The 25509-nt window shown below is 71.8% G+C and carries 25 protein-coding genes and 1 tRNA gene; 11 read left to right on the top strand and 15 right to left on the bottom strand.

All coding sequences use genetic code 11. The features are described 5' to 3' along the window. Positions 1-19: 19 nt before the first annotated feature. From JHW41_RS09800 to JHW41_RS09770, 7 genes are all read right to left on the bottom strand, one after another. The gene (locus JHW41_RS09800; RefSeq protein WP_250449770.1) at positions 20-1081 is read right to left on the bottom strand and encodes a TraB/GumN family protein; all 1062 of its coding nucleotides are present in this window, start codon (positions 1079-1081) and stop codon (positions 20-22) included. Positions 1082-1494: 413 nt separating this feature from the next. Beyond that, the gene (locus JHW41_RS09795; protein WP_425606378.1) at positions 1495-2472 is read right to left on the bottom strand and encodes a DUF1684 domain-containing protein; all 978 of its coding nucleotides are present in this window, start codon (positions 2470-2472) and stop codon (positions 1495-1497) included. Positions 2473-2516: 44 nt separating this feature from the next. After that, positions 2517-4400 (bottom strand): DNA mismatch repair endonuclease MutL, encoded by a 1884-nt coding sequence (gene mutL / locus JHW41_RS09790; RefSeq protein ID WP_250449768.1) that lies wholly within the window; start codon positions 4398-4400, stop codon positions 2517-2519. 114 nt (positions 4401-4514) lie between these two features. Continuing rightward, positions 4515-4970, bottom strand: a complete 456-nt coding sequence (locus JHW41_RS09785; RefSeq protein WP_250449767.1) for a pentapeptide repeat-containing protein — start codon at positions 4968-4970, stop codon at positions 4515-4517. 66 nt (positions 4971-5036) lie between these two features. Next, on the bottom strand, positions 5037-6827 hold the full coding sequence (locus JHW41_RS09780) for an N-acetylmuramoyl-L-alanine amidase (protein ID WP_250449766.1): 1791 nt from the start codon (positions 6825-6827) through the stop codon (positions 5037-5039). Between the two features lie 146 nt (positions 6828-6973). Beyond that, positions 6974-7498 carry a tRNA (adenosine(37)-N6)-threonylcarbamoyltransferase complex ATPase subunit type 1 TsaE gene (gene tsaE / locus JHW41_RS09775; protein ID WP_250449765.1) on the bottom strand — a complete coding sequence of 175 codons (525 nt, stop codon included), beginning with the start codon at positions 7496-7498 and terminating at the stop codon, positions 6974-6976. Positions 7499-7505: 7 nt separating this feature from the next. Next, positions 7506-9041, bottom strand: a complete 1536-nt coding sequence (locus JHW41_RS09770) for an NAD(P)H-hydrate dehydratase (protein ID WP_250449764.1) — start codon at positions 9039-9041, stop codon at positions 7506-7508. Between JHW41_RS09770 and queG the strand changes: the two genes are divergently transcribed. Continuing rightward, positions 9040-10179 (top strand): tRNA epoxyqueuosine(34) reductase QueG, encoded by a 1140-nt coding sequence (gene queG / locus JHW41_RS09765; RefSeq protein WP_250449763.1) that lies wholly within the window; start codon positions 9040-9042, stop codon positions 10177-10179. The two genes, JHW41_RS09770 and queG, sit on opposite strands and share 2 nt — an antisense overlap. Before the next feature lie 157 nt (positions 10180-10336). On the opposite strand, the gene pgi is transcribed toward queG, so the two are convergent. From pgi to pcnB, 6 genes are all read right to left on the bottom strand, one after another. Further along, positions 10337-11863, bottom strand: a complete 1527-nt coding sequence (pgi, locus tag JHW41_RS09760) for a glucose-6-phosphate isomerase (RefSeq protein ID WP_250449762.1) — start codon at positions 11861-11863, stop codon at positions 10337-10339. A gap of 13 nt (positions 11864-11876) precedes the next feature. Further along, positions 11877-12257, bottom strand: a complete 381-nt coding sequence (panD, locus tag JHW41_RS09755) for an aspartate 1-decarboxylase (RefSeq protein ID WP_057948096.1) — start codon at positions 12255-12257, stop codon at positions 11877-11879. Positions 12258-12416: 159 nt separating this feature from the next. Next, positions 12417-13268 carry a pantoate--beta-alanine ligase gene (gene panC, locus JHW41_RS09750; protein WP_250449761.1) on the bottom strand — a complete coding sequence of 284 codons (852 nt, stop codon included), beginning with the start codon at positions 13266-13268 and terminating at the stop codon, positions 12417-12419. Positions 13269-13458: 190 nt separating this feature from the next. Then, positions 13459-14298, bottom strand: a complete 840-nt coding sequence (panB, locus tag JHW41_RS09745; protein WP_057948098.1) for a 3-methyl-2-oxobutanoate hydroxymethyltransferase — start codon at positions 14296-14298, stop codon at positions 13459-13461. A gap of 361 nt (positions 14299-14659) precedes the next feature. Then, positions 14660-15175, bottom strand: coding sequence for a 2-amino-4-hydroxy-6-hydroxymethyldihydropteridine diphosphokinase (folK, locus tag JHW41_RS09740; protein WP_057948099.1), 516 nt, complete (start codon positions 15173-15175; stop codon positions 14660-14662). 193 nt (positions 15176-15368) lie between these two features. Continuing rightward, complete coding sequence (gene pcnB, locus JHW41_RS09735; RefSeq protein WP_428995491.1) at positions 15369-16739, bottom strand: polynucleotide adenylyltransferase PcnB; 1371 nt, start codon at positions 16737-16739, stop codon at positions 15369-15371. A 156-nt stretch (positions 16740-16895) separates the two neighbouring features. On the opposite strand from pcnB, the gene JHW41_RS09730 reads away from it, so the two are divergent. From JHW41_RS09730 to JHW41_RS26775, 4 genes are all read left to right on the top strand, one after another. Further along, positions 16896-16971 (top strand) — tRNA-Glu (locus JHW41_RS09730). 356 nt (positions 16972-17327) lie between these two features. After that, entirely contained in the window at positions 17328-17651 is a 324-nt protein-coding gene (fdxA, locus tag JHW41_RS09725) for a ferredoxin FdxA (protein WP_057948102.1), read from the top strand. 162 nt (positions 17652-17813) lie between these two features. Then, the gene (locus tag JHW41_RS09720; RefSeq protein WP_250449760.1) at positions 17814-18443 is read left to right on the top strand and encodes a hypothetical protein; all 630 of its coding nucleotides are present in this window, start codon (positions 17814-17816) and stop codon (positions 18441-18443) included. 16 nt (positions 18444-18459) lie between these two features. Then, the gene (locus JHW41_RS26775) at positions 18460-18777 is read left to right on the top strand and encodes a hypothetical protein (RefSeq protein WP_428995529.1); all 318 of its coding nucleotides are present in this window, start codon (positions 18460-18462) and stop codon (positions 18775-18777) included. Here the strand turns inward: JHW41_RS26775 and JHW41_RS09715 are convergent. Both JHW41_RS09715 and dapA read right to left on the bottom strand, forming a co-directional pair. After that, on the bottom strand, positions 18659-19183 hold the full coding sequence (locus JHW41_RS09715; protein WP_250449759.1) for a hypothetical protein: 525 nt from the start codon (positions 19181-19183) through the stop codon (positions 18659-18661). The genes JHW41_RS26775 and JHW41_RS09715 overlap by 119 nt on opposite strands. A 19-nt stretch (positions 19184-19202) precedes the next feature. Next, positions 19203-20108, bottom strand: coding sequence for a 4-hydroxy-tetrahydrodipicolinate synthase (gene dapA, locus JHW41_RS09710; protein WP_057948105.1), 906 nt, complete (start codon positions 20106-20108; stop codon positions 19203-19205). 212 nt (positions 20109-20320) lie between these two features. Here dapA and JHW41_RS09705 point away from each other — a divergent pair, with 212 nt between their 5' ends. From JHW41_RS09705 to JHW41_RS09680, 6 genes are all read left to right on the top strand, one after another. Further along, entirely contained in the window at positions 20321-20962 is a 642-nt protein-coding gene (locus JHW41_RS09705; RefSeq protein WP_138885121.1) for a glycine cleavage system protein R, read from the top strand. Between the two features lie 16 nt (positions 20963-20978). Then, positions 20979-21464: a peroxiredoxin gene (locus JHW41_RS09700; RefSeq protein ID WP_250449758.1), complete on the top strand. Its 486-nt coding sequence runs from the start codon at positions 20979-20981 to the stop codon at positions 21462-21464. 153 nt (positions 21465-21617) lie between these two features. Continuing rightward, positions 21618-23015 (top strand): PhoH family protein, encoded by a 1398-nt coding sequence (locus JHW41_RS09695; RefSeq protein WP_057948108.1) that lies wholly within the window; start codon positions 21618-21620, stop codon positions 23013-23015. A 3-nt stretch (positions 23016-23018) separates the two neighbouring features. Beyond that, on the top strand, positions 23019-23699 hold the full coding sequence (locus JHW41_RS09690) for a DUF5625 family protein (protein WP_250449757.1): 681 nt from the start codon (positions 23019-23021) through the stop codon (positions 23697-23699). Positions 23700-23783: 84 nt separating this feature from the next. After that, positions 23784-24608: a bifunctional hydroxymethylpyrimidine kinase/phosphomethylpyrimidine kinase gene (thiD, locus tag JHW41_RS09685; protein WP_250449756.1), complete on the top strand. Its 825-nt coding sequence runs from the start codon at positions 23784-23786 to the stop codon at positions 24606-24608. After that, positions 24601-25458, top strand: coding sequence for an alpha/beta hydrolase family protein (locus tag JHW41_RS09680; RefSeq protein ID WP_250449755.1), 858 nt, complete (start codon positions 24601-24603; stop codon positions 25456-25458). Before thiD ends, JHW41_RS09680 begins: the two co-directional genes overlap by 8 nt. The last annotated feature ends 51 nt before the right edge of the window (positions 25459-25509 follow it).

The following is a 25509-nucleotide window of genomic DNA, read 5'->3' as shown; positions in this document are numbered from 1 at the left end:
GCGCAGGGACCTTCGCGGGTCAGTGCCTGGGCTCGGCCTTCTTACTCTCGCGCGCATCGTCCGGGGTCAGCTTCACCGGCGGCGCCGGCGGCAGCGCCGCGGGCGGCATCGGCGCCAGATCCGCGGTCCCCGTCGCGCACGCCGAGCAGATCCGCTCGATCTTGTAGCCCTTCGCGCGCAGGCGCTCGACCAACCCGTCGTTGCCGAGCAGATGCAGGCTGCCGACCACCACCAGGGTGTCGCCCTTCTTCTGCTCGTCGAGCAGCTTCTGGATCTGCGGCACCCAGGCCTCGTTGCGCTCGACGTTGACGATGCGGTAGGTCTGCGGGGTCTTCTGCTGCATCTCCACCCGCGCCTTCTCGTCGAGCTTGGCCACATCGGCCTCGCGCCAGGCGGTGTGCATCTCTTCGAGCATGCCCGGCACTTCGGTCGGCCGGTCGAGGAATTCGCGCAACGCCTTGATCTGCTCGTCGGCGGGGCTGGCGTCCATCACGTCGAGCTGGTGGTCCATGCTCTCCAGGCCCGAGGCGCCCTTGCCGGCCTCGGCGGCCTGGCGCATCAGGTACTGGTCCAGGCCCAGCTGCGAGCTGAAGCCCAGCGACTGCGACACGCCCAGCACCAGCGACAGGTTGACGAACCACGGCTCCAAGCTGTCGACCTGGCTCAGCGAACGGCCGTTCTTGGCCAGCACGCGGTTGAGCTTTTCGCGCAGGTCCGCCGGCAGGGTCTGGCTGAGGGTGCGGCCGTCCTGGTAGCGCGCGCGCTCCAGGAAACGCTGGCCGACCGACGGATCGAACATCTCGTCCGGCGCGACCTCGAACACCAGTTTCTCCGAGCCGGCGAACGCGCGCTGGATGTCGTCGGACAGCGGATAGTCGTCGGCGCGCAGCAGATGGAACGAGCCCAGCAGGAACACCGCGTTGTCGGCGTCGGAGACCCGCCACAGCAGCGGCACCGGCGGCGGCTTGGCCGCGGCCTGGGCCGCCTGGGCGACCGCGCCGGTCGCGGTGGCCGAAGTCAGCGGCGCGCTCAGCGCGACCGCGGCGCACAGGGGCAGGACGAACAGCTTGAGCAACCGCATGGGCGACGCAGACCTCGAAGATGGGCGGGCGGCCGCGCAGGACGAAACGGCAGCGGCGCGAGAGAACGGGCGCCCAGTGTAAGGCGTCGGCCTCGGGCTTCGTATTACGAACCCGTAAACGCCGGCATTCGCATGCGGCGCGGCGACGCGGGGCCTCTGCGGCAACGCGACTTGCGGATGGGGCGGGTTTCGCTTCGGCGCCGCCGAAGTGCGTCGCCTGCCGAGGCCCGGCGCTGAAGTCTCTGGATCCCCGCCTGCGCGGGGAGGACGAACGGGAACATGCGCAGCGAACCGCGAGCGCCGGAGTCCGTTGTGGCAGGGCCTTCAGGCCCGACGCCTTCCTCTCAGAAAGAAAGGCGCAACCAGTAAACCCGCCCCTCGCCATTGCACACCGCGCACCCGGCGCGCGGCCCTCAAGACGCGTGCGCCGCTGCACCCGCAGGCTTGTACGCCTTCTCCCCCGCCGTCACCTCCAGATCCAGCCGGTTGCCCTGCGGCGGCAGCGGACAGGTCGCGAACGGGGTGAACGCGCACGGCGGGTTGTAGGCCTTGTTGAAATCGACCGTGACCTTGCCCTGCGGGTTCGGCCGCGGCACGTCGAGGAAGCGCCCGGCGCTGTAGCTGCCGTGGCCGCTGGTGCGGTCGGCGAACACCAGCATCAGCTCCTCGCCGCCCTGATCCAGCGCCTCCAGGCGGAAGCTGCGGCCGTCGCGCTCGAACTCGACCGCGCCGGGGTTCGGGGTCGGCTCGATCACGCCGATGATGTTGGCGACCTCGATGGTCTGCCCGGCCGGATGGGCGACGAACTTGGCGCTGAGCTTCCAGTCCTGCGTCGCCGGCCAGTACTCGATCGCGCTGAAGCCGACCCGGCTGGGCGCGTCGGCATGGCGCACGCGCAGGTACCAGCGGCCGCCGCGCTTGATCGCGGTCAGCACGCCCTTGCCTTCGTCGAAGCCGATCCGGGTCGGGCCGGCCGGGGAGTCGTCGGCCAGCAGCACCGCCGCGCCCTTCAGCGGCTGCTCGTTGAGGGTCAGCGTCAGGCCGCGCTCGGGCACGAAGCGCAGCCGGCCCTTGTCCAGGTTCAGCAGCCCGATGTGGCCGGGGCCGACGCCGACGCGGATGCCGTTGTCGGCGTCGCTGCCGAAGTAATGCGCGCCCGGCTCGATCGGATGCAGCCCGACCAGGCTGGTCCAGCCGTCGGGCTTGAGCAGTTCGCGATGGCGTTGCTCGCGCCAGATCTGCTGGTCGCGCTGGAAGTCCTGGATGGCGTGGACCGCGCGCTCGGCCTCGCGTTCGGCCCGCGCCTGCTGTTCCGGCGAACCGCAGCCGGCCAGCGCCAGCGCGGCGGCCGCGCACAACCACCAGCGCGACGCGCCGGAATGGGACGGCAACGCGCCAGCGGCGGGCACGGCGCACGAACGGACAGCAGCGGTCATCAGCGCCCTCGCAGGAACCAGCGGTCGATTTCCGACAGGGTGAAGCGGGCCCAGGTCGGGCGCCCATGATTGCACTGACCGGAGCGTTCGGTCGCCTCCATCTCGCGCAGCAAGGCGTTCATTTCCGGCAAAGTGAGACGGCGATTCGCGCGCACCGCGCCGTGGCAGGCCATGGTCGCCAGCAACTCGTCGCGGGCAGCGCCGACCCGGCGCGATTCGCCGTGTTCGCGCAGGTCCGCCAGCACGTCGCGCAGCAGCGCCTCGACATCGCCGTGGGCGAGCAGCGCCGGCACCGCGCGCAGGGCCAGCGACTGCGGGCCGGCGCGGGTGACCTCGAAGCCCAGCGCGATCAGCGTCGCCTCCTCGCGCTCGGCGACTTCGGCCTCGCGCTCGGACACCGCCAGCGTCGCCGGCACCAGCAGCGGCTGGGTGCGCAAGCCTTCATGGTCGTGGGCGAACTTGAGCTTTTCGTAGCCGATGCGTTCGTGGGCGGCGTGCATGTCGACCACGATCAGGCCCTCGGCGGTCTCGGCCAGCACGTAGATGCCGTGCAGCTGGGCGATCGCGTAGCCCAGCGGCGGCAGGGTCTCGTCGTCGCTGTGCGGCAGCGCGGGCGCGGCGTAGGCGCTGCCGCCGCCCGAGTAACTCGCCGGCGCGGGGTAACCGCCGGCAGGCGCGCCGCCACTGCCACTGCCGCCGCCACCGTTGCCGCCGTACAGCGCCGCATAACCGGCCTGGGTCTCCTGCACGCGCAAGGCCAGCGGCGCGGTCGGCCGGTACTGGTACATGCCCGCCTGCGACGGCGGCGCGGCCGCGCCCGGATCGGGCGGATGGCCGCCGCCGAACTCGCCGGTCTGCGCCGACGGCAGTGCGCCGGCGCGGGTTTGCGCCAACGCGTCGTTGAGCGTGCGATAGACGAAGTCGTGGATCAGCCGCGCGTCGCGGAAGCGCACCTCGTGCTTGGCCGGGTGCACGTTGACGTCGACCCGGCGCGGGTCCAGCTCCAGGAACAGCACGTACGCCGGCTGGCGGCCATGGAACAGCACGTCCGAGTACGCCTGCTTGACCGCGTGGGCGATGCTGCGGTCGCGCACCGCGCGGCCGTTGACGTAGAGGTATTGCTGGTCGGCGCTGGCGCGGTTGTACGACGGCTGGGCGATCCAGCCGTGCAGGCGCAGCCCGGCGCCGCTGTGGTCCACGCGCAGCGCGTTGCGGGCGAATTCCTCGCCGAGCGCCTCGCCGATGCGCACGTCCGACAGGCCCAAGTCGATCTGGTCGCCCTCGCCTTTCCAGCGCCGGGTCGGCTTGCCGTTGTGCGAGACCCGCAACTCCACGTCGGGACGCGCCAACGCCAGCTGCCGCAGCCATTCCTCGATATGGCCCAGCTCGGTGCGCTCGGCCTTGAGGAACTTGCGCCGTGCCGGAACGTTGAAGAACAGGTCGCGCACCTCGACCGTGGTGCCCTGCGGATGCGGCTTGGGCGCGACCTCGCCGAGCCGGCCGCCGTCGATCTCCAGCACCGCGCCGCGGTCCTCGCCGATCCGGCGCGAGGACAGCGAAAAGCGGCTGACCGAGGCGATCGACGGCAGCGCCTCGCCACGGAAACCCAGCGTGGTCACGCCTTCCAGGTCGTCGAGCGAAGCGATCTTGCTGGTGGCGTGGCGCGACACCGCCAGCGGCAGTTCGTCGGCGGCGATGCCCTTGCCGTCGTCGCGGATGCGGATCAGCCGCACCCCGCCTTCTTCGAGGTCGATATCGACCCGGCGCGCGCCGGCGTCGAGCGCGTTCTCGACCAGTTCCTTGACCACGGACGCGGGCCGTTCGACCACTTCGCCGGCGGCGATCTGGTTGATGAGGGTGTCGGGGAGCTGGCGGATGGTCACGGCGGCATTCCGGTGCGCGCAGGCACCGCGGGGGAGTGGAAACCGATGATAGCCGCCGGGTCCGGCCGGCGCGATCCGCGGCTTGCGCTGTGCGGCGTTGCGCCGGCGTCGCGCTCAGCGGCGGCGGACCGCCGCGCGCAGATCCTCGGGCCGCAACGGCAACTGCGCGAAGGTGTAGGCCAGGGCCTGCGCCAGCGTGTCGAAGCTCAGGCGCCGGTGGCTGAGATAGAGATCGACGGCGTCCTCGTGGCGATCCTGCCAGTCGTCGAAACCGAGCAGGATCGTGCCGTGCAGGATCGTGCCATGCAGAATCGTGCCGTCCAGGATCGTGCCGTCCAGGATCGCGCCGTCCAGGATCGTGCCGTCCAGGATCGCGCCATGCAGGTTCGCGCCGTCGATGTCGCCGCGCCGCGCGGGCTTGAGGAAGTATTCGCGCTGCGCGGGTTCGCCTTCGTGCGAATAGCGCTGGTTGATCCACAGGCTGCCGCGGTCGGACAGGCGGCGGCGGATCGCGGCGATCAAGTCGGCGTCGTCGGCCGCGTCGGCGGGCCCGGTGTCGTCGGCGCTCATCGACGCTCGCTCACGCTGCGGTGTTGGCGGCTGCGCACGGCATGCGCCGGCGTCGCCCTGCCGCGATCAGGGGCTGCCGCCCCCGCCGAATCCGCCGCCCTGCGCCTGCTGCGCTTCGGCGCGCGCCGCGTACAGCGAGCCCGGCGGCGGCTGGCGGGTGAAGTAGTTGTTGATCCCGCCGAGCACCGCCCGCGCCAGCGCGCGCTGGTGCGCGGGATCGGTCAGGCGGCGCTCTTCTTCCGGGTTGGAGATGAAGTTGGTCTCCACCAGCATCGCCGGCATGTCCGAGGTGCGCAGAACCGCGAAGTTGGCCTTTTCCACGTGCGGCTTGTGGTTCTTGCCGACGTCGCGCAGGCCGTCGAGCACGTGCGCGGCGGCGTCCTCGGAGGCCTTCATGTGGCCGCTCTGGGTCAGGTCGAGCAGCACCGAGGCCAAGGTGTTGTCGGTCTGCTGCAGGCGCACGCCGCCGATCAGGTCGGAGGCGTTTTCCTTGTCCGCCAGCCAGCGCGCGCGCTGCGAGGTCGCGCCCTTGAGCGAGAGCACGTACACCGACGAGCCGCTCGCGCTGCGGTTCTCGGCCGCATCGGCATGGATCGAGACGAACATGTCGGCCTTGGCCTGGCGCGCCAGTTGGGCGCGCCGCGGCAACGGGATGAACACGTCGGTGTCGCGGGTCATGTAGGCCTTCAGGCCCGGGGTGGCGTTGATCTGGCGCGCCAGTTCGCGGCCGATCGCCAGGGTCACGTCCTTCTCGCGCTTGCCGCCCTGGCCGATCGCGCCGGGATCCTGGCCGCCGTGGCCGGGATCGATGGCGATGACCAGCGGGCGCATGCCGCGGCCGCGCATGACGTCCTTAAGGGTCTTGACCGCACCGGCCGGCGGCGCGGGTTCGTTCGCTGGCGCGCCCGGCGCGGCGGTGGTCGGATTGGGATTGGCCGCCGCATTGGCCGCGGCCGAACCCGGCATCGGCGTCGGCACGCCGGTGGCGATGCGGGTGGGCACGCCGGTGGCGATGCGGGTCGGGACGCCGGTCGCGACCGTGGTCGGCACCGGCGCCTGCGCGGCCTGTTCGAACACCGCCTGGGCGGCGGCCCGCTGCGCGCCGGTCGGCGGCAGCGCTGCCGCGACGGCGGGCGCTTGCATGGTCGTAGCCGGCATGTTCGTAGCCGGCATGTTCGTAGCAGGCATGTTCGTAGCCGGCGCGTTCGCCGCCGGCAGGCTCGCGGCCGGCACGGACGCGGGCTGCACGTTGGCGACCTGCGCGCCCGCGGGCTGACCGGCATGCGCCGCCGGCGCACCCGCCGCGCCGCGCGCGGCGAGTTCGGAAATCAGCTTGCTGGTGGCGGCGTTGGACGCGACCGCAGGATCGGCGGGTTCGCTGCCGGGCGCGGCCTGCGCCGGCGCGGCTGCGGCAACCGTGGCGGGAACGACAGCAGCCGCTGCGGCGGGCGCTTCGGCCTTCGGCGCGGCGGCGACCGCCGGCTCGCTGCCGTCGCCGGGCCATTCCAGCACCAGGCGCGGACCGCCGGCGCCCTGCTCGATGCGCGGCTTGAGCACCGCGACCGGCTGGGCGAGGTCGAACACGATGCGCGCGGTACCCGGCTGGGGCTCGCCGACGCGCACGGACTTGATCAGGCCGGCACCGGCCGGCAGCTTGACGCCCTTGCCCAGGCGCGAGGCCGGCAGGTCGACGACGAGACGGTCGGGGCCCTTGAGGCTGATGACCTTGTACTGGCCGGCGCCGTCGAGGGCGATCTCGGCACGGGTACCGGTGGCGCCGTTGCGCAGTTCCAAGCCCTTGATTTCGCTCGCATGAGCGAGATTCCAGGCCAGCGCTGCCAAGAGCGCCAGGCCCATCAGGACTTTCTGAACGGTGGCCCCCTTGACTCGCATGGGCGTAAGTCAAGCACCGAGATAGTGGAATTGCAAGTATTTTTTCCTTGCAAATCCGGGACCTGGCGTTACTTCCTAGGGAATCGTTCAGGAGTCGGCCGCAAACGCCTCTAGGCCGAGCCTGTGAACGCCACTGTCGCACCCATTGCTGCGACCCCGTCCAGCCAGGCCCGCGCCGCCGGACTGGCGGCCTGCAGGCGGGCGCTGCGCCCGGCGCCGTCGACGGCGAGGTCGATCCGCAGGTCGGCCGCCGGCAACCAGCCGCGACCGCGTTCGGGCCACTCGATCAGCCACAGCGAGGCCTCGCCGCCGTCCAGGCCGAGGAACTCCAGCTCGCCGGCGTCGCCGATGCGGTACAGGTCGAGATGCCAGGCTTCGCCGCCGTCGTTCAACCCGTAGCGCTCGACCAGGGTGTAGGTGGGGCTGCGGATCGCGCCCTGCACGCCGAGCGCGCGCAACAGCGCGCGCGCCAGGGTCGACTTGCCCGCGCCGAGGTCGCCGTGCAGGTGCACGTGCAGCGGCGGCGCGTTCGCCGGCAGGCGCGCGCGCGCGGCCGCGAGCGCGGCGCCGAGCGCGTCGGTGGCGTCGGCATCGGCCAGATGCAGGCGCAATTCGGAAAGGACATCGTGACTCATCGCGAAATCATCGCTCATCCGCGCGCGGATTGGCGCAGCGGCGCAGCCACGGCATCAGGTCGCTCGGCAGCAGGCCGCGTTCGCCGTCGTCGCGCGCGGCGCGGTCGCCGGCCGTCGAATGCAACAGCGCGCCGCAACTGGCCGCATCGAACGCGTCCAGCCCTTGCGCGCGCAGCGCCGCGATCGCGCCGCTGAGCACGTCGCCCATGCCGCCGACCGCCATGCCGGGATTGCCCGCCCCGATCACGCGCACGCCCTGCCCCGGCGCGTGCACCAGCGTGCCCGCGCCCTTGAGCACGACCGCGCAGCGGTAGCGCTCGGCCAAGGCGCGCACCGCGGCGTCGCGGTCGGCCTGCACCCGCGCGGTGTCGCTGCCGAGCAGGCGCGCGGCCTCGCCCGGATGCGGGGTGAGGATGCAGTCGGCCGGCAGCGCGCGCGGCTGCGCGGCCAGCAGGTTCAACGCATCGGCGTCGAGCAGCAGCGGCTTGTCGCTGGTCAGCGCGGCGGCGAACAGCAGCGCGCCCCACTCCTGGGTGCCCAAGCCCGGGCCGATCGCGATCACGTCGGCGGCGGCGAGCGCGGCGCGCAGGTCGTCGCTGGATTCGACCGCGCGCGGCATCGCCTCGGGCAGGCGCGCCAGCAACGGTGCGACGTGGTCGGCGCGGGTGGCGGCATCGACCAAGCCCGCGCCGCTGCGCAGCGCCGCCTGCGCGCACAGGACCAGCGCGCCGCCGTAGCCGTGGTCGCCGCCGATGCACAGCACCCGGCCGTTGCGGCCCTTGTGGCTGTCGCGCCGGCGCGGACGCAGCCAGCGGCCCAGATCCGGCGCGCGCAGCCACTCGGCGACCGGATAGGCCGCATGTTCGGACATGTCCACGCCCAGCGACGCCAGCACCGGTTCGCCGACGTGGTCCAGCGCGGCGCCGGTGCGCAGCCCGCGCTTGCGGGCGATGAATTCGAGCGTGCAGTCGGCGACCACCGCGCGGCCCGCGACCGCGCCGCGATCGGCATCGACGCCGCTGGGAACGTCGAGCGCGAACACCGGCGCGCCGTGGCCGTTGATCGCCTCGATCAACGCGCCCGCCGCGGCATCGGGCGCGCGGCTCAGGCCGATGCCGAACAAGGCGTCGACGATCGCCTCGGCCGGCGGCAGCGCGCCGTCGAATTCGAGCGTCGCGCCGCCGGCGTCGCGGTAGCCGTCCGCGGCGCGGCGCGCCGGTTCGCTGCGCGGCGCGTGGTCGCGCAGCCGCACCACCGCGACCTTGCGGCCGTTGCGCAGCGCGTGGGTCGCCATGACGTAGCCGTCGCCGCCGTTGTTGCCGGGCCCGCACACCACCAGCAGCGAATAGGCCTGGCTCCAGCGGTCCAGCCACTCGCGCCAGGCCGCTTCGCCGGCGCGGCGCATCAGTTCGAACGCGTCGCCCGAGGCCGCGGCGGCGCCGCGCTCGGCCGCGCGCAACGCCGCGGCGTCGTAGAGCGGGCACGGCGCGGTCGCGGCGCGGGCGCCGGCGCGGCGGCCTTCGGTTTCGGCGGACCGGGACATGCCTGGATTCTATACTTGCCGCATCGTGAGCCAGATCGACGCCAGCCCCAGTTCGCCGCTGCCCGGCCCCGCCGGCCGCCCCGCGCCCGATTACGCGGCGCTGGCGCGGCGCATCCGCGCGCTGGCGCGCGAGTTCGGTTTCCAGCGCTGCGGCATCAGCGGGGTCGAGCTGGGCGAGGACGAGGCCTACCTGCTGGACTGGCTCGAACGCGGCCTGCACGGCTCGATGGACTGGATGGCGCGCCACGGCGAACTGCGCGCGCGCCCGGCGCAACTGCTGCCGGGCACGGTGCGGGTGATCTCGGTCGGGCTGGATTACGGCCGCCGCGACGACGAGGAAGCCTGGGCCACGCTCGCCGACGGCGAGCGCGCCTACGTCGCCCGCTACGCGCTCGGCCGCGACTACCACAAGCTCATGCGCCAGCGCCTGCAGCGCCTGGCCGAGCGCCTGGCCGAACTGGTCGGGCCGTTCGGCCACCGCGTGTTCGTCGATTCCGCGCCGGTGCTGGAACGCGCGCTGGCGCGCAACGCCGGGCTCGGCTGGATCGGCAAGCACACCTGCCTGATCGACAAGGACGGCGGCTCGTGGTTCTTCCTCGGCGAGATCTACGTCGACCTGCCGCTGCCGGTCGACGCCCCGGCCAGCGCGCACTGCGGCACCTGCGTGCGCTGCATCGACGTCTGCCCGACCCAGGCCATCGTCGCGCCGCACCGGCTCGACGCGCGCCGCTGCATCGCCTACCTGACCATCGAGCACGACGGCGCAATCCCGCTGGAACTGCGCGAGCCGATCGGCAACCGCATCTTCGGCTGCGACGACTGCCAGTTGGTCTGCCCCTGGAACAAGTTCGCCAAGCGCAGCGACGAGCCGGATTTCCGCGCCCGCAACGACCTCGACCGGGCGACGCTGGCGCAGCTGTTCGCGTGGGAAGAAGACGAGTTCCTGCGCCGCACCGAAGGCTCGGCGATCCGCCGCAGCGGGCACGAGCGCTGGCTGCGCAACATCGCGGTGGCGTTGGGCAATGCGCCGACGACGCCGGAGGCGATCACGGCCTTGCGTTCGCGCCTGCAACATCCCAGCGAACTGGTGCGCGAGCACGTCCAATGGGCGCTCGCGAAGCACGAAGCCTCGCTGTAGGAGCGGCGCGAGCCGCGACTGCGACAACGCAGCTACGACGAAGGTTGCGGCGCAGTTGCGTTGTCGCAGTCGCGGCTCGCGCCGCTCCTACAGGGTCTTCGGCCGCAAACGAAGAACGGCGCCGTAGCGCCGTTCTTTTGTTTCAAGACCCGAGAGCTCAGCCGCGCAGCCGCGCCAGCAACTCGCGCGTCACCGGATCCTCCGCCTGCGCCTCGCCGGCCAGCGCCGGCAGCAGCTTGCTGGCGACCTGCTTGCCGAGTTCGACGCCGAACTGGTCGAAGGCGTTGATGCCCCAGAACACCGACTGCAGGTACACGCTGTGCTCGTACATCGCCAGCAGCGCGCCGAGCGAGGCCGGGGTCAGCGCGTCGAGCAGGATCGTCGTGCTCGGGCGGCCGCCGGCGTAGGCGCGGTGCGGGTCGTCGCTGCGCTGGCCGTTGGCGAACGCCTCGGTCTGCGCGAGCAGGTTCGCGTGCAGGGCGCGATGGTTCTGCGGGTACGGCGCGTCGCTGCGGACCACGCCGATGAAGTCGGCCGGAACGATCGAGGTGCCTTGGTGCAGCGCCTGGAAGAAGCTGTGCTGGGTGTCGGTGCCGGCGCCGCCCCACCACACCGGCACGGTGTCTTCGCCGACCGGCGAGCCGTCGAGCTTGACCGACTTGCCCAGGCTCTCCATCACCAACTGCTGCAGGTAGTTCGACAGCAGCTTCAGGCGCTCGTCGTAGGCCAGCACCGCCTGGGTCGCGTAGCCCAGGCCGTTGCGGTTCCAGATCGAGGTCAGCGCGTGCCACGCGGCGAGGTTGCTCTCCAGCGGCGTCTGCAGCACGTGCGCGTCCATCTGCGCGGCGCCGGACAGGAACTGCTCGAACCCGTCCATGCCGATCGCCAGCGCGATCGGCAGGCCCACCGCCGACCACAGCGAATAGCGGCCGCCGACCCAGTCCCACATCGGCAGGATGCGCTCGGGCGGGATGTCGAAGGCCTGCGCGGGGCGTTCGAGGTTCGCGCTGATCGCGTACAGGCGCCCGCCGTCCAGGCCCGCGCTGTCGCCGAGCCAGTCGCGCAGGATGCCGCCGTTGAGCAGCGTCTCCTGGGTGCCGAAGGTCTTGGAGATCAGCAGCGCCGCGGTGCGCTGGGGATCGAGCCCGGCCAGCGTGCGCTGGGCCGCGTGGCCGTCGACGTTGGACAGGAAGTGGACGCGGAAACGGCCTGGCTTCGGCCCGCTCAGCGCGTCGACCGCCAGCCGCGGGCCGAGATCGGAGCCGCCGATGCCGACGCTGACGATGTCGGTGACCTCGCTCGCCTCCAGCGCTTCGATGGTCGCGCGCATCCGCGCGCGCGCCTTGAGCGCTTCGCGGTGGGCCTCATGCGCGACCGGCGCGTGGGAGAAATCGCCGCGCAGCGCGGTGTGCAGCGCCGGCCGGCCTTCGGTGACGTTGACGGTCTCGCCGTCGAACAGCGCCCGCACGCGCTGCGCGCTGCCGGCCGCCTCGGCGGCGCGGAACAGCCAGCGCACGGCATCGCGGTCGTAATGCTGGCGGGCGAAGTTGGCGTAGACCGGCCCGACCTTGAGCGCGAAGTCGCCGGCGCGGGCCGGGTCGGCGGAAACCAGTCGGGACAGCGGCGTGGCAGCGACGCGCCCGACCTCGGCGCGCAGCTCGTTCAGTCGGGAGGCGTCGCTCATTGCGCGTCGGGTCTCAGGCGGCCTGGGCCGGCATCGAATGGTTGGTGTGGGTCAGCTGGTTGTCGCGGTCCACGTAGACCAGGGTCGGCTTGTACTTGGCCGCCTCGGCCTCGTCGCAGATGCCGTAGGCGCAGATGATCACCAGATCGCCGGGCTGGGCCTTGTGCGCGGCCGCGCCGTTGACCGAGATCACCCCGCTGCCCTCTTCGCCGCGGATGGCGTAGGTGGAGAAGCGGTGGCCGCTGTTGATGTTGTAGATGTGCACCATCTCGTACTCGCGGATGCCCGAGATGTCGAGCAGGCGGCCGTCGATCGCGCAGGAGCCTTCGTAGTGCAGCTCGGCGTGGGTGACGGTGGCGCGGTGGATCTTGGCCTTGAGTAGATTCAGTTGCATGTCGGTCACTCGTGGGCCCGCGGACGCGCGGGCGCGAAGGGTCTGAAGTCTAGCAGCGCATGGCGCGCTGCAACATGGTCCGGGCGCAAACCGTACGGAACGCAGCTTTCCCGCGCGTTGCGGCCGCCCGCGCCCGCGGCGCGGGCGCCGTCGCCCTGTTCAGGCAACGAATTCGAGGTTGTCGATCAGCCGGGTGCGGCCGAGCCGGGCGGCGACCAGGGCCACGCGTTCGCCGTCGCCGGCATCGCCGGCCTCGGGCAGGCTCAGGTCCGGCCGGCGCAGCACAGCGTAGTCGACCTCGAAGCCCGCATCCGTGAGCCGGCGCGCGGCTTCGGCCTCGACGGCCTCGCGCCCCTGCCCGGCCTGGACCGCCTCGCGGATCCATTGCAGGGTGCGGTGGATCTGCGGCGCGCGCGCGCGCTCGTCCTCGGACAGGTACTGGTTGCGCGAGCTCAGCGCCAGGCCGTCGGCGTCGCGCCGGGTCGGCGCGGCGACCAGTTCGATCGGGAACGCCAGGTCGCGGACCAGGTAGCGGATCACCGCCAGCTGTTGGTAGTCCTTGCGGCCGAACACGGCCACGTCCGGGCGGACCTGGTTGAACAGCCGCGCCACCACCGTGGCGACGCCGTCGAAGTGGCCCGGGCGATGGGCGCCCTCCAGGGTTTCGGTCACGTCCGGCACGGCGATGCGCACGGTGCGCTGCGCGCCGTAGGGATACATGGTCTCCACCGACGGCCGCCACAGCAGGTCGCAACCGGCCGCGCGCAGGCCGTCGGCGTCGGCCTCGGGGGTGCGCGGATAGCGGCCGAAGTCCTCGTTCGGGCCGAACTGGGTCGGGTTGACGAACACGCTCGCCACCACCCGGTCGGCGCGCTCGCGCGCGAGCCGGATCAGCGAATGGTGGCCTTCGTGCAGGTTGCCCATGGTCGGGACGAAGGCGACGCGGTGGCCGGACGCGCGCCAGGCCTGCAGGGTGGAACGCAGCGCGCCCAGTTGATCGACGGTCAGCATGCGGTAACTCGCAAAGAAGGGACGGCGTAAAAAACGGCGTGAAAAAACGACGTGGAAGCGACGGCGCGATCCATGCGCGAGACGGGCCGGACTGGCTGCCGGACGAACGCGAAGGCACGTCCGGCGCAGTGCCCAGGCCTATGTCGGGCCGCGCCGCGGCGATTTCCAGCCCCGCAGCGGCGGCGCGCGCTCAGTCGTAGGAATGCGAGGCGTCGGGGAAACGGCCGCTGCGCACCGCCTCGCCGTAGGCGGCGAAGGCGCCGGCGACCGAGCCGCCTTCGGCCAGGAAGTCCTTGACGAACTTCGGCCGGCGGTGGCCGGAGTTGACCCCGAGCAGGTCGTGCAGCACCAGCACCTGGCCGTCGCAATGCGGGCCGGCGCCGATGCCGATGGTCGGAATCGCGATCTCGGCGGTGATCGCCTGGGCCAGCCCGGTCGGCACGCATTCCAGCACCAGCAGCGCCGCGCCGGCCTCGGCGACCGCGCGCGCGTCGGCGCGCAGCTTGGCCGCGGTCGCGTCGTCGCGGCCCTGCAGCTTGTAGCCGCCCAGGCGCAGCACCGATTGCGGGGTCAGGCCGAGGTGGGCGCAGACCGGAATCTCGCGTTCGACCAGGAAACGGATGATGTCGAGCTTGTGCCCGGCGCCTTCGATCTTGACCATCGCCGCGCCCGCACGCAGCAGCGCGGTGGACGCGTCGAGCGCGCGCTCGGCGGTGGCGTCGGAGGCGAACGGCAGGTCGGCGATCAGCAGCGCCTTGGACAGGCCGCGGGCGACGCAGGCGGTGTGGTAGGCCATGTCGGCCGCGCTCACCGGCAAGGTGCTGTTGTGGCCCTGCACGACCATGCCGAGCGAATCGCCGACCAGCACCAGGTCGGTGCCGACGGCGTCCATGGTGCGGGCGAAACTGGCGTCGTAGGCGGTCAGCATGACCAGCTTGCGGCCGTCGCGCTTGGCGTCGGCGAGCATGGGCACGGTCCAGGCCTTGCGCTTCTCGGAAGGCGTGGCATCGGTCGGAGCCGAGGTGTACATGGGCGGAAGTCCGGTGGCGACGGACGTGGTGGGGAGGTCGCCTAACTTAACAGGTTGCCGCCGGCCCGCATCCCTCGCCGGCGGAACGCTGTCGGGCCGCCATGCGCGGGCAAGCCGGCGGACAGGCGCGGCGATGTCGGCGTTCCCACGCGGTTGCGGCCGCACCCTGCAGGAGCGGCGCGAGCCGCGACCGCGCCGATGCGACTACGGCGAACCCCACATGAAACCCGCCGCCCCGCGACCGCTTCCGCCACAGCCGTCGGTCGCTCCGGCGCAGGCCGCTTGTGTCGTCGCCGCGTGGGCGCGGTCGCGGCTCGCGCCGCTCCGACAAAGGGCGGCCGAACGCGCGACGCGAGCGGACTCAGCCGCCCTCGCCTTCGTCCAGGACCTCGATCCCGCCCAGTTCGATCCGCGCCAAGGCCTCGTGCGCCGGGCCCACGCCCGGGATCGACGCCTGCGGCGCGATCTCCACCAGCGGCGCCAGCGCGAAGGCGCGCTCGTGCAGGTGCGGATGCGGCACCTGCAGCCCGGTTTCGGCGATGACGGCCTCGCCGTACAGCAGCAGGTCCAGGTCCAGGGTGCGCGGCCCCCAGCGGTCGCTGCCGTCGGCGCGGCGCGCGCGCCCGGCCTCGCGCTCGATCCCGAGCATCGCCGCGAGCAGTTCGCGCGCCGGCAGCGCGGTGTCCAGCCACGCCACCGCGTTGAGGAAGTCCGGCTGGTCGGTGCGGCCCCAGGCCGCGGTGCGATACAGGCGCGAAGCGCGGCGCAGGCGCGAATGCGGCAGCGCGGCGAGCGCGTCCACGGCCGCGCGCAGCACCGCGGCGCTGTCGCCGAGATTGCTGCCCAGGCCGATGTAGGCGGAAACGGTTGGCGTCATGGCGATGCGGCGCGCGAACGGACGGCGAATGGGCCGACGCCGCCGGGCGCGAGGCGGACGGCGGGCGGCGATGCGAAACGGGTGCGGCTGACTGGAACTGCGCAGGCCGAAATCGCGCAGGCCGAAATCGGGTCGGCGCGAGCGGCGCAGGCCGCGTCGAAGCCGGGCGGCGACGCAGCGCGCCGCCGCGGACTTACTCCGCGGCGCCGCCCGCCGGCGCGCCGCGACGGCGCCGGCGGCGCTTGCGCGGCGCGTGGCCGTCGCCGCCCTCCTCGTCGCCGCCGCCTTCCTCGCCCGCGCGCTCGTGCTGCGCTTCGTGCTGGGCCAGCGATTCGTTCGGGTGCTGCTGCGCCTCGCGCCAGAACTCGACATCGGCCGAATGCTCGTCCGAGGCGGCCGTGCGCAGGCTCAAGAAGTCGAACGCCGCGCGGAAGCGCGGGTGCGACAGCAGCCGGAACACGCGCTTGCGCTGGCGCTGCTGGAACCGCGACTGCAACAGCCAGATCTCCTGCATCGGCAGCGAGAACCGGCGCGGCAGCGCGATCGTGGCGAGCTGGTGCAAGGTGACCCGGTCGGCCGCGCGGCGCTGCGCTTCGGCGGTATGCACGCCCTGCGCCTGCAGGCCCATCAGGTCGCGGCAATACGCCGGCCACAGCAACAGCGCGAACAGGAACGCCGGCGATACCGGCTCGTCCGCGGCGACGCGCGCGTCGGTGCCCTTGAGCCCTTCCAGCACCATCCGCCGCAGCGCGCCGCTGCGGTTGGACTTCAGCGCCGCGGCGCTTTCCGGCAGCAGCGCCGGCAGCAGGCCGTAGCGCTCCAGGCCGAGGAAGCTCTCGACCGCGTGGCCGGACAGGAACAGCTTCAGGCATTCCTCGAACAGCCGCGCCGGCGCGGCCTCGGCCAGCAGCGGCGCCAGTTTCGGAATCGGCGCGGCGGTGTCGCGCTCGATCTCGAAGCCGAGCTTGGCCGCCAGGCGCACCGCGCGCAGCATCCGCACCGGGTCTTCGCGGTAGCGCGTTTCCGGATCGCCGATCAGGCGCATCAGCCGGTTCTGCACGTCCTCGAAGCCGCCGACGTAGTCGCGCACCGAGAAGTCCTCGACCGCGTAATACAAGGCGTTGGCGGTGAAGTCGCGGCGCACCGCGTCGTCCTCGATGCTGCCGTAGACGTTGTCGCGCAGCAGCCGGCCGCCGTCGTCGGTCTCGCGGTCGCCGCTGCCGTCGTCGATGTTGGCGCGGAACGTCGCCACTTCGATGATCTCGCGGCCGTAGACCACGTGGGCCAGGCGGAAGCGCCGGCCGATCAGGCGGCAGTTGCGGAACAGCCCCTTGACCTGCTCGGGCGTGGCGTCGGTGGCCACGTCGAAGTCCTTGGGATGGCCGCCGACCAGGATGTCGCGGACCGCGCCGCCGACCAGGTAGGCGCCGAAGCCGCTGTCGCGCAATCGGTACAGCACCCGCAACGCATTGGGGCTGATGTCCTTGCGCGAGACGTTGTGCTGGTCGCGCGGGATCACCCGCAGCGAGGTTTGGATATGGGATGAGATGTTGTCGGCTTGCATCGAACGCGGACGCGCCGCCTTTTGAAAGAATTCGTGGGTCAGGCCGTTGCCGGAGGCTGCGGCGGCGCATATACTAGCAGGCCGCACGGGATTGAGAGACTGTGCGGTCCACCAGGAAGCCTCCGGACGCCGGAGACCCCGGTCGGAAGTTCCAACGCTCCCTTCGTCTAGAGGCCTAGGACGTGGCCCTCTCAAGGCTAAAACACGGGTTCGAATCCCGTAGGGAGCGCCATCCAGGCGACCATGTCGCAGAAAAAGCCCGCCTCGCGCGGGCTTTTTCGTTGCTGGGCCTGGCCGGCCGGGGCCGGCCGCCCGGAAACGGCCGCCCGAACCGCGCCGCCCGCCACGGCCCGCTCGCGCGAGCGCCGCGGCGTTGCGATCCGCGCCGCCGCCCCCAGCACGCGCTGCGTCGCGGATGCGGGCCGACGCGCTGCGCACAACCGCGCCATCGAGCAGTTCCGTCCCTGGCGTTACCCGCTTCCCAGCTTGCGTAAGAGAACACGCGCAGCCTTGGGCCGGCGCGGCGCGAGTGGCTACACTATCGACCGCCCGGCCTGCACCGCACCGGATCACCTACAGGACCCAGCCATGCCCTTCGTCGTCACCGAGAACTGCATCAAGTGCAAGTACACCGACTGCGTGGAGGTGTGCCCGGTGGACTGTTTCCATGAAGGCCCGAATTTCCTGGTGATCGATCCGGACGAATGCATCGACTGCACCCTGTGCGAGCCGGAGTGCCCGATCAACGCGATCTACCCCGAGGACGACGTGCCCGCCGGCCAGGAGGCCTTCGTCGCGCTCAACGCCGAGCTGGCCCAGGCCTGGCCGGTGATCACCACGCGCAAGGACAGCCTGCCCGACGCCAAGGAGTGGGAAGGCAAGACCGGCAAGATCGACCTGCTGGAACGCTGAAGGCCTGGGACCGAGAAGTGAGCGCAGAGGAGCGAGGAGTGAGCGAGAGCCTGCTTTCGCTCACTCCTCGCTCCTCTGCGCTCGCTCCTCGCCCTCCTCCGGCGCGGATGCGTTCATCCGCGCGTGCCTAGACTGGCCGCGGTCCCTTATCGCCGCGCCGCCATGTCCAAGCTCCTGCCGTTCGGCCTGTTGCTCGCGTTGTGCCTGACCCCGGCGGCGACCGGCGCGCAGCACCGCGGCTTCGATCTGTCGCAACTGGATCTCTCGCAACTCGACCTGTCGCGGCTGGATCCGGCCGCGATCATGGCCAGCGCCAACGACACCCTGATGCGCGCGCCCGACGCCCGCATCGACGGGCTGTTCCAGGCCCTGCGCAGCGCATCGCGCGACCGCGACGACGCCGCCACGCTGTGCGCGCTGTTCGATCCGCGCGCCGACCGCAGCGCGCAGGCGTTGATGGCGGCGGCGCAGCGGCTCAGTCCGGACAGCCACCAACGCTTCGGCAACGCCCTGATCGAGATCGCCGCCAGCGGCCTGCAGAGCCCGCGCCAGGCCTACGACGCGGGCGCCGCCAAGCAATCGCTGAAGTCGGCCGCGGCGCAGGCGATGATGCTGCACGACGGCTTCGGCGCCGGGCTCAACGCCGACGGCGCCGACGAGACCTCGCGCCAAGCGCGCTGCCAGTCCTTCGCCTGGCTGCTCGAAGCGCTCGGCGAGCAGCCGCTGGCGCAGCGCGCGGGGGCGATGCGGATGCTGTTGAACGAAGGCATGAACCGGCTGGCGGTGCGCTGAGGCCAAGGGTCCGGCGATCCGACCCAAAAGCATCGGGCCTGAAGGCCCTCCCACAAAAGCCCGGCGCCCGGGCCTGCTCTTGTGGGAGGGGCCTGCTCTTGTGGGAGGGCCTTCAGGCCCGACGCTCTCGGCTCAGGTCGCCACCCACCCCAACAACGAAAACGGGCGCCCCAGGGCGCCCGTTTCCGCATCCGGCCGAAGCCGGAAACAACCGATCAACGCCCGCCCAGCGCCGCCTTCAGGTCGGCGATCAGCTTGGTCGGGCCGGCGCCGGACGCCGGCAGGCCGCGCGGGTCGACCGCCGACACGTAGGCGCCCGCCTCGACCGCGCTGACCCGGACCAGGAAGTTGGCGCCCTGGTAGCTGACGTCGTAGGCGCCCAGCAGTTGGGCGCGGCTGGCGATGGTCAGGCCCTCGGTCTTGCCGAGGATCTCGCCGACCTTGTTGAAGGCGTCGTCGCGGTTGCCGCTGAGGGTGAAGCCCAGCGCCGAGGACGCCGGCGCGCCCGGCTGGGCCTGGATCGGACGGTTGGCCGAGGCCGTCGCCGAGCCGCCCGGGATCGCCATGGCGCCGTCGGTGCGCGGCTGGTCGAGGTCCGGCGGCACTTCCAGCGGACGGTTTTCCGGCGCTTCGGCGTAGAGCTTGTTGCCCTTGCGGAACCAGCTGCAGCCCGAAGTGGCGACCACGGCCAGCAACAGACCGGCGACGACCGCGCGGGACAGGGAAACGTTGGAACGCATGGGTATCTCCTGCAAGGGTTCAGGCCGCGAGGTTGGCGCGGCTCAGGTGTTCGAGTTCGGCGGCCAGGGCGCTGGCCTGGCGGGCGGCATCGGCGTGCGCCGGCGACAGCGTCTGCAACGGCAGGCGCAGGCCGTGGCCGATGCCTTGCGCGGCCAGCAGCGCCTTGACCGGGATCGGGTTCGGCTCGACGCCGAGGAAATCGTAGGCCGGACGCAGGCGCGCGTCCCAGGCTTCGGCGTCGCCGCGCTTGCCGGCGCGGGCCAGGTCGGCGAGACGACGGAACGCGGCCGGCATGGCGTTGGAGCCGACCGAGACGATGCCGTCGGCGCCGGCCAGCATCGCCCGGCACGCGGTCGGATCGTCGCCGCTGAGCACGGCGAAGGCGTCGGACTTCAGCGCCAGCAATTCGTGCATGCGCTGCGGGTCGGACACCGCTTCCTTGATGCCGACGATGCGCGGATGCGCGGCCAGTTCGGCCACGGTCGCCGGCAGCAGGTCGCAGCCGGTGCGGCCGGGCACGTTGTAAAGCACCACCGGCAGCGCGCCGTCGTCGGCGATCGCGCGGTAATGGGCCAGCAGCCCGGCCTGGGTCGGGCGCACGTACGGCGGCGCGACCACCAGCGCCGCGTCGGCGCCTAGCGCGGCCACGCGCCGGTTCAGTTCGATGGTCTTGGCGGTGTTGGACAGGCCGGTGCCGGCCAGCACCGGGATGCGCCCGGCGACGAATTCCACCGCGCTGCGCAGCAGGGTGTCGTACTCCGCGTCGAACAGCGCCGCCGCCTCGCCGGTGGAGCCGGCCACGACCACCGCCTGGGTGCCGCCCTCCAGCTGTTTCGCCAGCAGCGTGCGCCAGGCGTCCAGGTCGAGTTCGGCGGACGCGGTGAACGGCGTCGCCAGCGCGGTGATGCTGCCGGTAAGTCGCAAGTTGGAACCTGTTTGAGCGTTGGGGAGCGGCCGCGGGGCGGTCGCCGGGGACGGGCGGGACGGTCCGGGCGCCACCGCCGCGGGCCGCGGCGGCGGTCGGCCGAGCGGGCGCGGCCGCAAGCGACCGGAACCGGGCCTGCGGACACGAAACCATGCCCACGGACGGCCATACACCGGGCGATGTTACTTGCGGCGCGAAAGCGCGGGCAAGTATGCTGACCTGCAGTCGCGGCCCGCGCCCGGGCCGCCGTTCATTCTCCGAGCCGACATCCGCTCCCCTTGCAGGCGCCGCCTTGACCGATTCCGCTTCCCGGCCGTCGCCGAACGATAACCACCTCCTGATCAACGCCTATACGACGCATCCGGAGTCGCCGCTGCTGTCGGTGACCCGCCGCATCGCCGACTCGGGCTGCAATCTCGTCGACGCGCGCCTGGCCACGGTCGGCCGCGACGTGTCGGTGACCGCGCTGGCCCAGGGCTCGTGGGATTCGGTCGCCAAGCTCGAAGCCATGATGGCCCGGCTGGAGCGCGAGGAAGGCCTCAAGCTGGTGTGGTACCGCACCGGCGCCAAGCAGGTGCAGTCCAACCTGCTGCCCTACATCGTCGAAGTCGTCGCCGCGGACAAGCCCGGCATCCTGTTCCAGCTGGCCGACTTCTTCGACCGCCAGGGCATCACCATCGAAAGCCTGCACTGCTCGCGGTACCGCGCGATGCAGACCGGGGCGGACATGTTCTCGGCCCAGATCACGATCGGCGTGCCTTCGAGCATGCACATCGCCGCGCTGCGCGACGATTTCCTCGAGTTCTGCGACCACTTGAACCTGGACGCCATCATGGATCCGATGAAGTTCTGACGGGTAGTCTCCAATCATGCTCGACACCGGCGATCGCGCCTACGGCGGCAAAGCCCCCCACTACGACCTGGCCCTGTCCAGCGGCGAAACGGTCAAGCTCAAGGACTACGCCGGCGGCTGGCTGGTGCTGTACTTCTACCCGAAGGACAGCACGCCCGGCTGCACCACCGAGGGGCTCGACTTCAACGCCCACCTGGCCAAGTTCAAGAAACTCGGCGCCACCGTGCTGGGCGTGTCGCGCGACTCGGTCAAGTCGCACCAGAACTTCTGCGCCAAGCAGGGCTTCAAGTTCGACCTGATCAGCGACAAGGACGAAACCTTGTGCAACGCTTTCGGCGTGATCAAGGAAAAATCGCTGTACGGCCGCAAGTACATGGGCGTGGAGCGCAGCACCTTCCTGATCGACCCGAAAGGCGTCATCGTGCAGTCATGGCGTCCGGTGAAAGTCGCCGGGCATGCCGAAGCCGTACTCGCCGCGCTCAAGGACCACGCCGCCCAGTGAGGCCGCCCCTTTCCCCGACGCGCCGCCGTCCCGCCCCGCGGGCCATGGCGGCGCTGCCGTGCCCGCGTGCCCGCGCGCCCGCGCGCCGGCCCGCAGTCTTCCGAGTTCCTGTCCCCCGGCGTGCCGCCACGCCACTCTCCCGCGGAGTTGTCGATGACACGAAGCAAGCGCATCTACGTGCTGGATACCAACGTGCTGATGCACGATCCCACCGCGCTGTTCAAATTCGAGGAGCACGACGTCTACCTGCCGATGCAGGTCATCGAAGAGCTCGACAACGGCAAGAAAGGCACCTCCGAAGCCAGCCGCAACGCGCGCCAGGTCAGCCGTTTCCTCAACGAGCTGATCGAGGCCGAGGGCACCGACAAGATTTCCAGCGGCATCTCGCTGGTGCGCCCGCAGGGCCTGCAGCTGCGCGGCGCGCAGAGCATCGGCAAGCTGCGTTTCCAGACCGATTCTTTCGATGCCGGCAAGCGCTTCGGCACGGTGATCCCGGACAACCACATCCTCGGCGCGGTGCTCGCGCTCAAGGAGAGCGACCCCGGCGCGCCGGTGGTGCTGGTGTCCAAGGACATCAACCTGCGGATCAAGGCGTCGATCGCCGGGATCGTGTCGGAAGACTACGAGAACGACCGCGCGCTCGACGATTTCAGCCTGCTCTACACCGGCGCCACCGCGCTGCCGGAGGATTTCTGGCAGCGCCACGGCAAGGACCTCAAGTCCTGGACCGAGAAAGGCCGCACCTTCTACGAGATCGGCCGCACCGACAACGACGACTGGTATCCCAACCAGTTCCTGTACCTGCCCGGCGACGACGAGTCCGAGCTCAAGGTGACCAAGGTCGGCGAAGAGCGCGTGACCCTGCAGATCGTCGACGACTTCCGCCATCACCAGCATTCGGTGTGGGGCATCGCCGCGCGCAACCGCGAGCAGAACTTCGCGCTCAACGCGCTGATGGACCCGGAGATCGACTTCGTCACCCTGCTCGGCACCGCCGGCACCGGCAAGACCCTGCTGGCGCTGGCCGCGGGCCTGGCGCAGACGATGGACCAGCAGCGCTACCGCGAGATCATCATGACCCGCGCCACGGTCAGCGTCGGCGAGGACATCGGCTTCCTGCCCGGCACCGAGGAAGAAAAGATGACCCCGTGGATGGGCGCGCTGACCGACAACCTGGAAGTGCTGACCCACAACCAGGACGGCGGCGCCTGGGGCCGCGCGGCGACCAACGACCTGCTCGCCTCAAGGATCAAGATCCGCTCGATGAACTTCATGCGCGGGCGCACCTTCCTCAGCCGCTGGCTGATCCTCGACGAGGCGCAGAACCTGACCCCGAAGCAGATGAAGACGCTGATCACCCGCGCCGGCCCGGGCACCAAGATCGTCTGCCTCGGCAACGTCGAGCAGATCGATACGCCGTATCTGACCGAGACCACCTCGGGCCTGACCTACGCGGTCGACCGCTTCAAGGGCTGGGCGCACAGCGCGCACGTGACCCTGCGCCGCGGCGAGCGCTCGCGCCTGGCCGATTACGCCTCGGAAGTGCTGTAGCCGATGGGGTCGACAAGGACGTTGTCGCGCGGGCTGCGCATCGCCCTGGCGGTATTCGCGCTCGCCCTGCTGGCGCGGATCGGCTTCGAGTTGTGGGCCGACGAGGTGCAGGGCGAGCCGCTGGACGACGCGCCGATCGCCGTCGCCAGCGGCGGCGCGCTGGATGCGCGCATCCGCCTGCGCGTGCGCGACTCCTACCGCATGCAGCTGGTGTTCCTGATCCCGCCCGACGGCCGCGAGCGACTGCGCGACCTGCTCGCCGAACCGGTGCCTCGCGGCGGCCCGCCGGTCTCCGAAGGCGTGGTGGTGCCGCTGCGCTGGTCGCTCAGCGAGGCCGACAGCGGCCGTGTCGTCGCTCAGGGCGAACCGCGGACCGAGGGCCTGGATGCCTGGAACAGCGACATGTTCTGGCGCGAAGCCGCCAGCTTCGCCGCCAAGCCGGGCTGGTACCGGCTGCGGGTCCAGGCGACCCGGCCGGTGCCGGAACTGGCCGGCGTGACGACCCTGATCAACGTCGGCCTGCGGCCCAAGGCCAGCAGCAGTTGGCAGACCGAGTGGGCCTGGTTCGGCCGCCTGCTGTGTCTGCTGCTGGACCCGCTGTTGCTGCTCGCGGGGTTGCTGTTGGCGTGGTTCGTCGGCCGCCGCCTGTGGTTCGCTCGACGCGCGATCGCCGCGCCGGCCTGACCCGGATTCGACACGGGGCCGCCGCGCCGCGATGACGCCCGGATCGGCGCTGCCGCGCCGGGCGCTTTTCGCTACGCTTGCGCCATGAGCGCTACTCCCCGCACCGCCGCCATCGTTTCCGCCCTGACCATCGCCGGCTCCGACTCCGGCGGCGGCGCCGGCATCCAGGCCGACCTCAAGACCTTCGCCGCGCACCGCGTGCACGGCCTCAGCGCGCTGGCGGCGCTGACCGCGCAGCACACCCGCGGGGTGACCGCGGTGCACGTGCCCGACGTCGGTTTCCTGCGCGCACAGATCGACGCCTGCTTCGACGACTTCGAGGTGCGCGCGGTCAAGCTCGGCATGCTCGCCACCGCCGACGTCATCCACGCCGTGGCCGACACGCTGGAACAGCACAAGCCGCGCTGGCTGGTGCTCGATCCGGTGATGGTCGCCACCTCCGGCGCGCGCCTGCTCGAACCCTCGGCGCTGGACGCGCTGCGCACGCGGCTGCTGCCGCTGGCCAGCGTGGTCACGCCGAACCTGCCCGAAGCCGAACTGCTGATCGGCGCGCCGATCGCCGACCGCGACGCCATGCGCGCCGCGCTCGACGGCCTGTTCGCGCTCGGCGCGCGCGCGGTCCTGCTCAAGGGCGGCCACCTGCCCGGCGACGGCGACGTGGTCGACCTGTTCGCCGTGCCCGGCGCCCCACCGCGCGAGATCGCCCATCCGCGCCTGCAAGTCGACGCGCACGGCACCGGCTGCACGCTGGCCTCGGCGGTCGCCGCGAATCTGTGCCTGGGCCGTTCGCTCGAAGACGCCAGCATCGCCGCGGCCGACTACGTCCACCTCGCGCTGCGCCAGGGCTACAAACCCGGCCGCGGCGAAGTGCTGGTGCTCGATCATTTCGGCGCCGCGCCGCGTGGCTGAGCCGGCGCGGATCGAGCCGCGCGCGCTGACCGGCGCCGACGGCCATCGCTGGTCGCTGCTGTGCGCGCTGCCGGCGCGGCCCAGCGCCAGCCTGCTGTGGCTGCCGGCGCTGGGCGTGGCCGCGCGCCACTACCAGCCCTTCGCGCACGCGCTGGCCGCGCGCGGCGTGGCGGTGTTCGTGCACGAGTGGCGCGGCAACGGCGGCAGCAGCCTGCGCGCCAGCCGCGCCTGCGATTGGGGCTACCGCGAACTGTTGCTCGACGACCTGCCGCTCAGCGACGCCGAAGCCGCCGCCGCGCTGCCGGGCGTGCCCCGCATCGTCGGCGGCCACAGCCTCGGCGGGCAGATGGCGTGCATGCGCCTGGGCCTGGCCGCGCTGGCCGGCGACCCTCTGATGCCCACATCGCTGTGGCTGGCCGCCAGCGGCGCGCCGTATTGGCCGACCTGGCCGCTGCCGAGCCGCCTGGCGATGCCGCTGATCTACCGCTTCCTGCCGTGGCTGGCGCAGGTCAACGGCACCCTGCCCGGCCGCCGCATCGGCTTCGGCGGCACCGAGGCGCGCAGCCTGATCCGCGACTGGGGCCGCACCGCGCTGAGCGGCACGTACGCGGCGCGCGGGATCGAAGCCGACATCGAAGCCGGCATGGCGCAGGTGCGCGTGGACGCGCGCGCGGTGCGCATGGTCGAGGATTGGCTGGTGCCGCGGGCGTCGCAGGATTTCCTGCTCGGCAAGTTGCCGCTGGCGCGGGTCGAAGCCGTCGAACTGGGTGCGCGCGAGCTCGGCGTTCGCGCCGATCATTTCGCCTGGATGAAGCAACCGGATGCGGTAGTCGCCGCATTGCTGCGCTAGCCCCCTGTAGGAGCGGCGCGCGCCGCGACCGCGAAACCGCACATACGACGC

Source organism: Lysobacter enzymogenes (assembly GCF_023617245.1).
In the GTDB taxonomy this organism is placed as follows: Bacteria; Pseudomonadota; Gammaproteobacteria; order Xanthomonadales; family Xanthomonadaceae; genus Lysobacter; species Lysobacter yananisis.
This window is presented reverse-complemented; position numbering and strand designations above follow the sequence as displayed.

Coding starts and splice junctions, on each gene's coding strand:
- JHW41_RS09800 (WP_250449770.1), bottom strand. CDS start 1,081: ATGCGGTTGCTCAAGCTGTTCGTCCTGCCCCTGTGCGCCGCGGTCGCG.
- JHW41_RS09785 (WP_250449767.1), bottom strand. CDS start 4,970: ATGAGCGCCGACGACACCGGGCCCGCCGACGCGGCCGACGACGCCGAC.
- JHW41_RS09780 (WP_250449766.1), bottom strand. CDS start 6,827: ATGGGCCTGGCGCTCTTGGCAGCGCTGGCCTGGAATCTCGCTCATGCG.
- tsaE (WP_250449765.1), bottom strand. CDS start 7,498: ATGAGTCACGATGTCCTTTCCGAATTGCGCCTGCATCTGGCCGATGCC.
- queG (WP_250449763.1), top strand. CDS start 9,040: ATGCCTGGATTCTATACTTGCCGCATCGTGAGCCAGATCGACGCCAGC.
- JHW41_RS09770 (WP_250449764.1), bottom strand. CDS start 9,041: ATGTCCCGGTCCGCCGAAACCGAAGGCCGCCGCGCCGGCGCCCGCGCC.
- pgi (WP_250449762.1), bottom strand. CDS start 11,863: ATGAGCGACGCCTCCCGACTGAACGAGCTGCGCGCCGAGGTCGGGCGC.
- panD (WP_057948096.1), bottom strand. CDS start 12,257: ATGCAACTGAATCTACTCAAGGCCAAGATCCACCGCGCCACCGTCACC.
- panC (WP_250449761.1), bottom strand. CDS start 13,268: ATGCTGACCGTCGATCAACTGGGCGCGCTGCGTTCCACCCTGCAGGCC.
- panB (WP_057948098.1), bottom strand. CDS start 14,298: ATGTACACCTCGGCTCCGACCGATGCCACGCCTTCCGAGAAGCGCAAG.
- folK (WP_057948099.1), bottom strand. CDS start 15,175: ATGACGCCAACCGTTTCCGCCTACATCGGCCTGGGCAGCAATCTCGGC.
- pcnB (WP_428995491.1), bottom strand. CDS start 16,739: ATGCAAGCCGACAACATCTCATCCCATATCCAAACCTCGCTGCGGGTG.
- fdxA (WP_057948102.1), top strand. CDS start 17,328: ATGCCCTTCGTCGTCACCGAGAACTGCATCAAGTGCAAGTACACCGAC.
- JHW41_RS09720 (WP_250449760.1), top strand. CDS start 17,814: ATGTCCAAGCTCCTGCCGTTCGGCCTGTTGCTCGCGTTGTGCCTGACC.
- JHW41_RS09715 (WP_250449759.1), bottom strand. CDS start 19,183: ATGCGTTCCAACGTTTCCCTGTCCCGCGCGGTCGTCGCCGGTCTGTTG.
- JHW41_RS09705 (WP_138885121.1), top strand. CDS start 20,321: ATGCTGACCTGCAGTCGCGGCCCGCGCCCGGGCCGCCGTTCATTCTCC.
- JHW41_RS09700 (WP_250449758.1), top strand. CDS start 20,979: ATGCTCGACACCGGCGATCGCGCCTACGGCGGCAAAGCCCCCCACTAC.
- JHW41_RS09695 (WP_057948108.1), top strand. CDS start 21,618: ATGACACGAAGCAAGCGCATCTACGTGCTGGATACCAACGTGCTGATG.
- JHW41_RS09690 (WP_250449757.1), top strand. CDS start 23,019: ATGGGGTCGACAAGGACGTTGTCGCGCGGGCTGCGCATCGCCCTGGCG.
- thiD (WP_250449756.1), top strand. CDS start 23,784: ATGAGCGCTACTCCCCGCACCGCCGCCATCGTTTCCGCCCTGACCATC.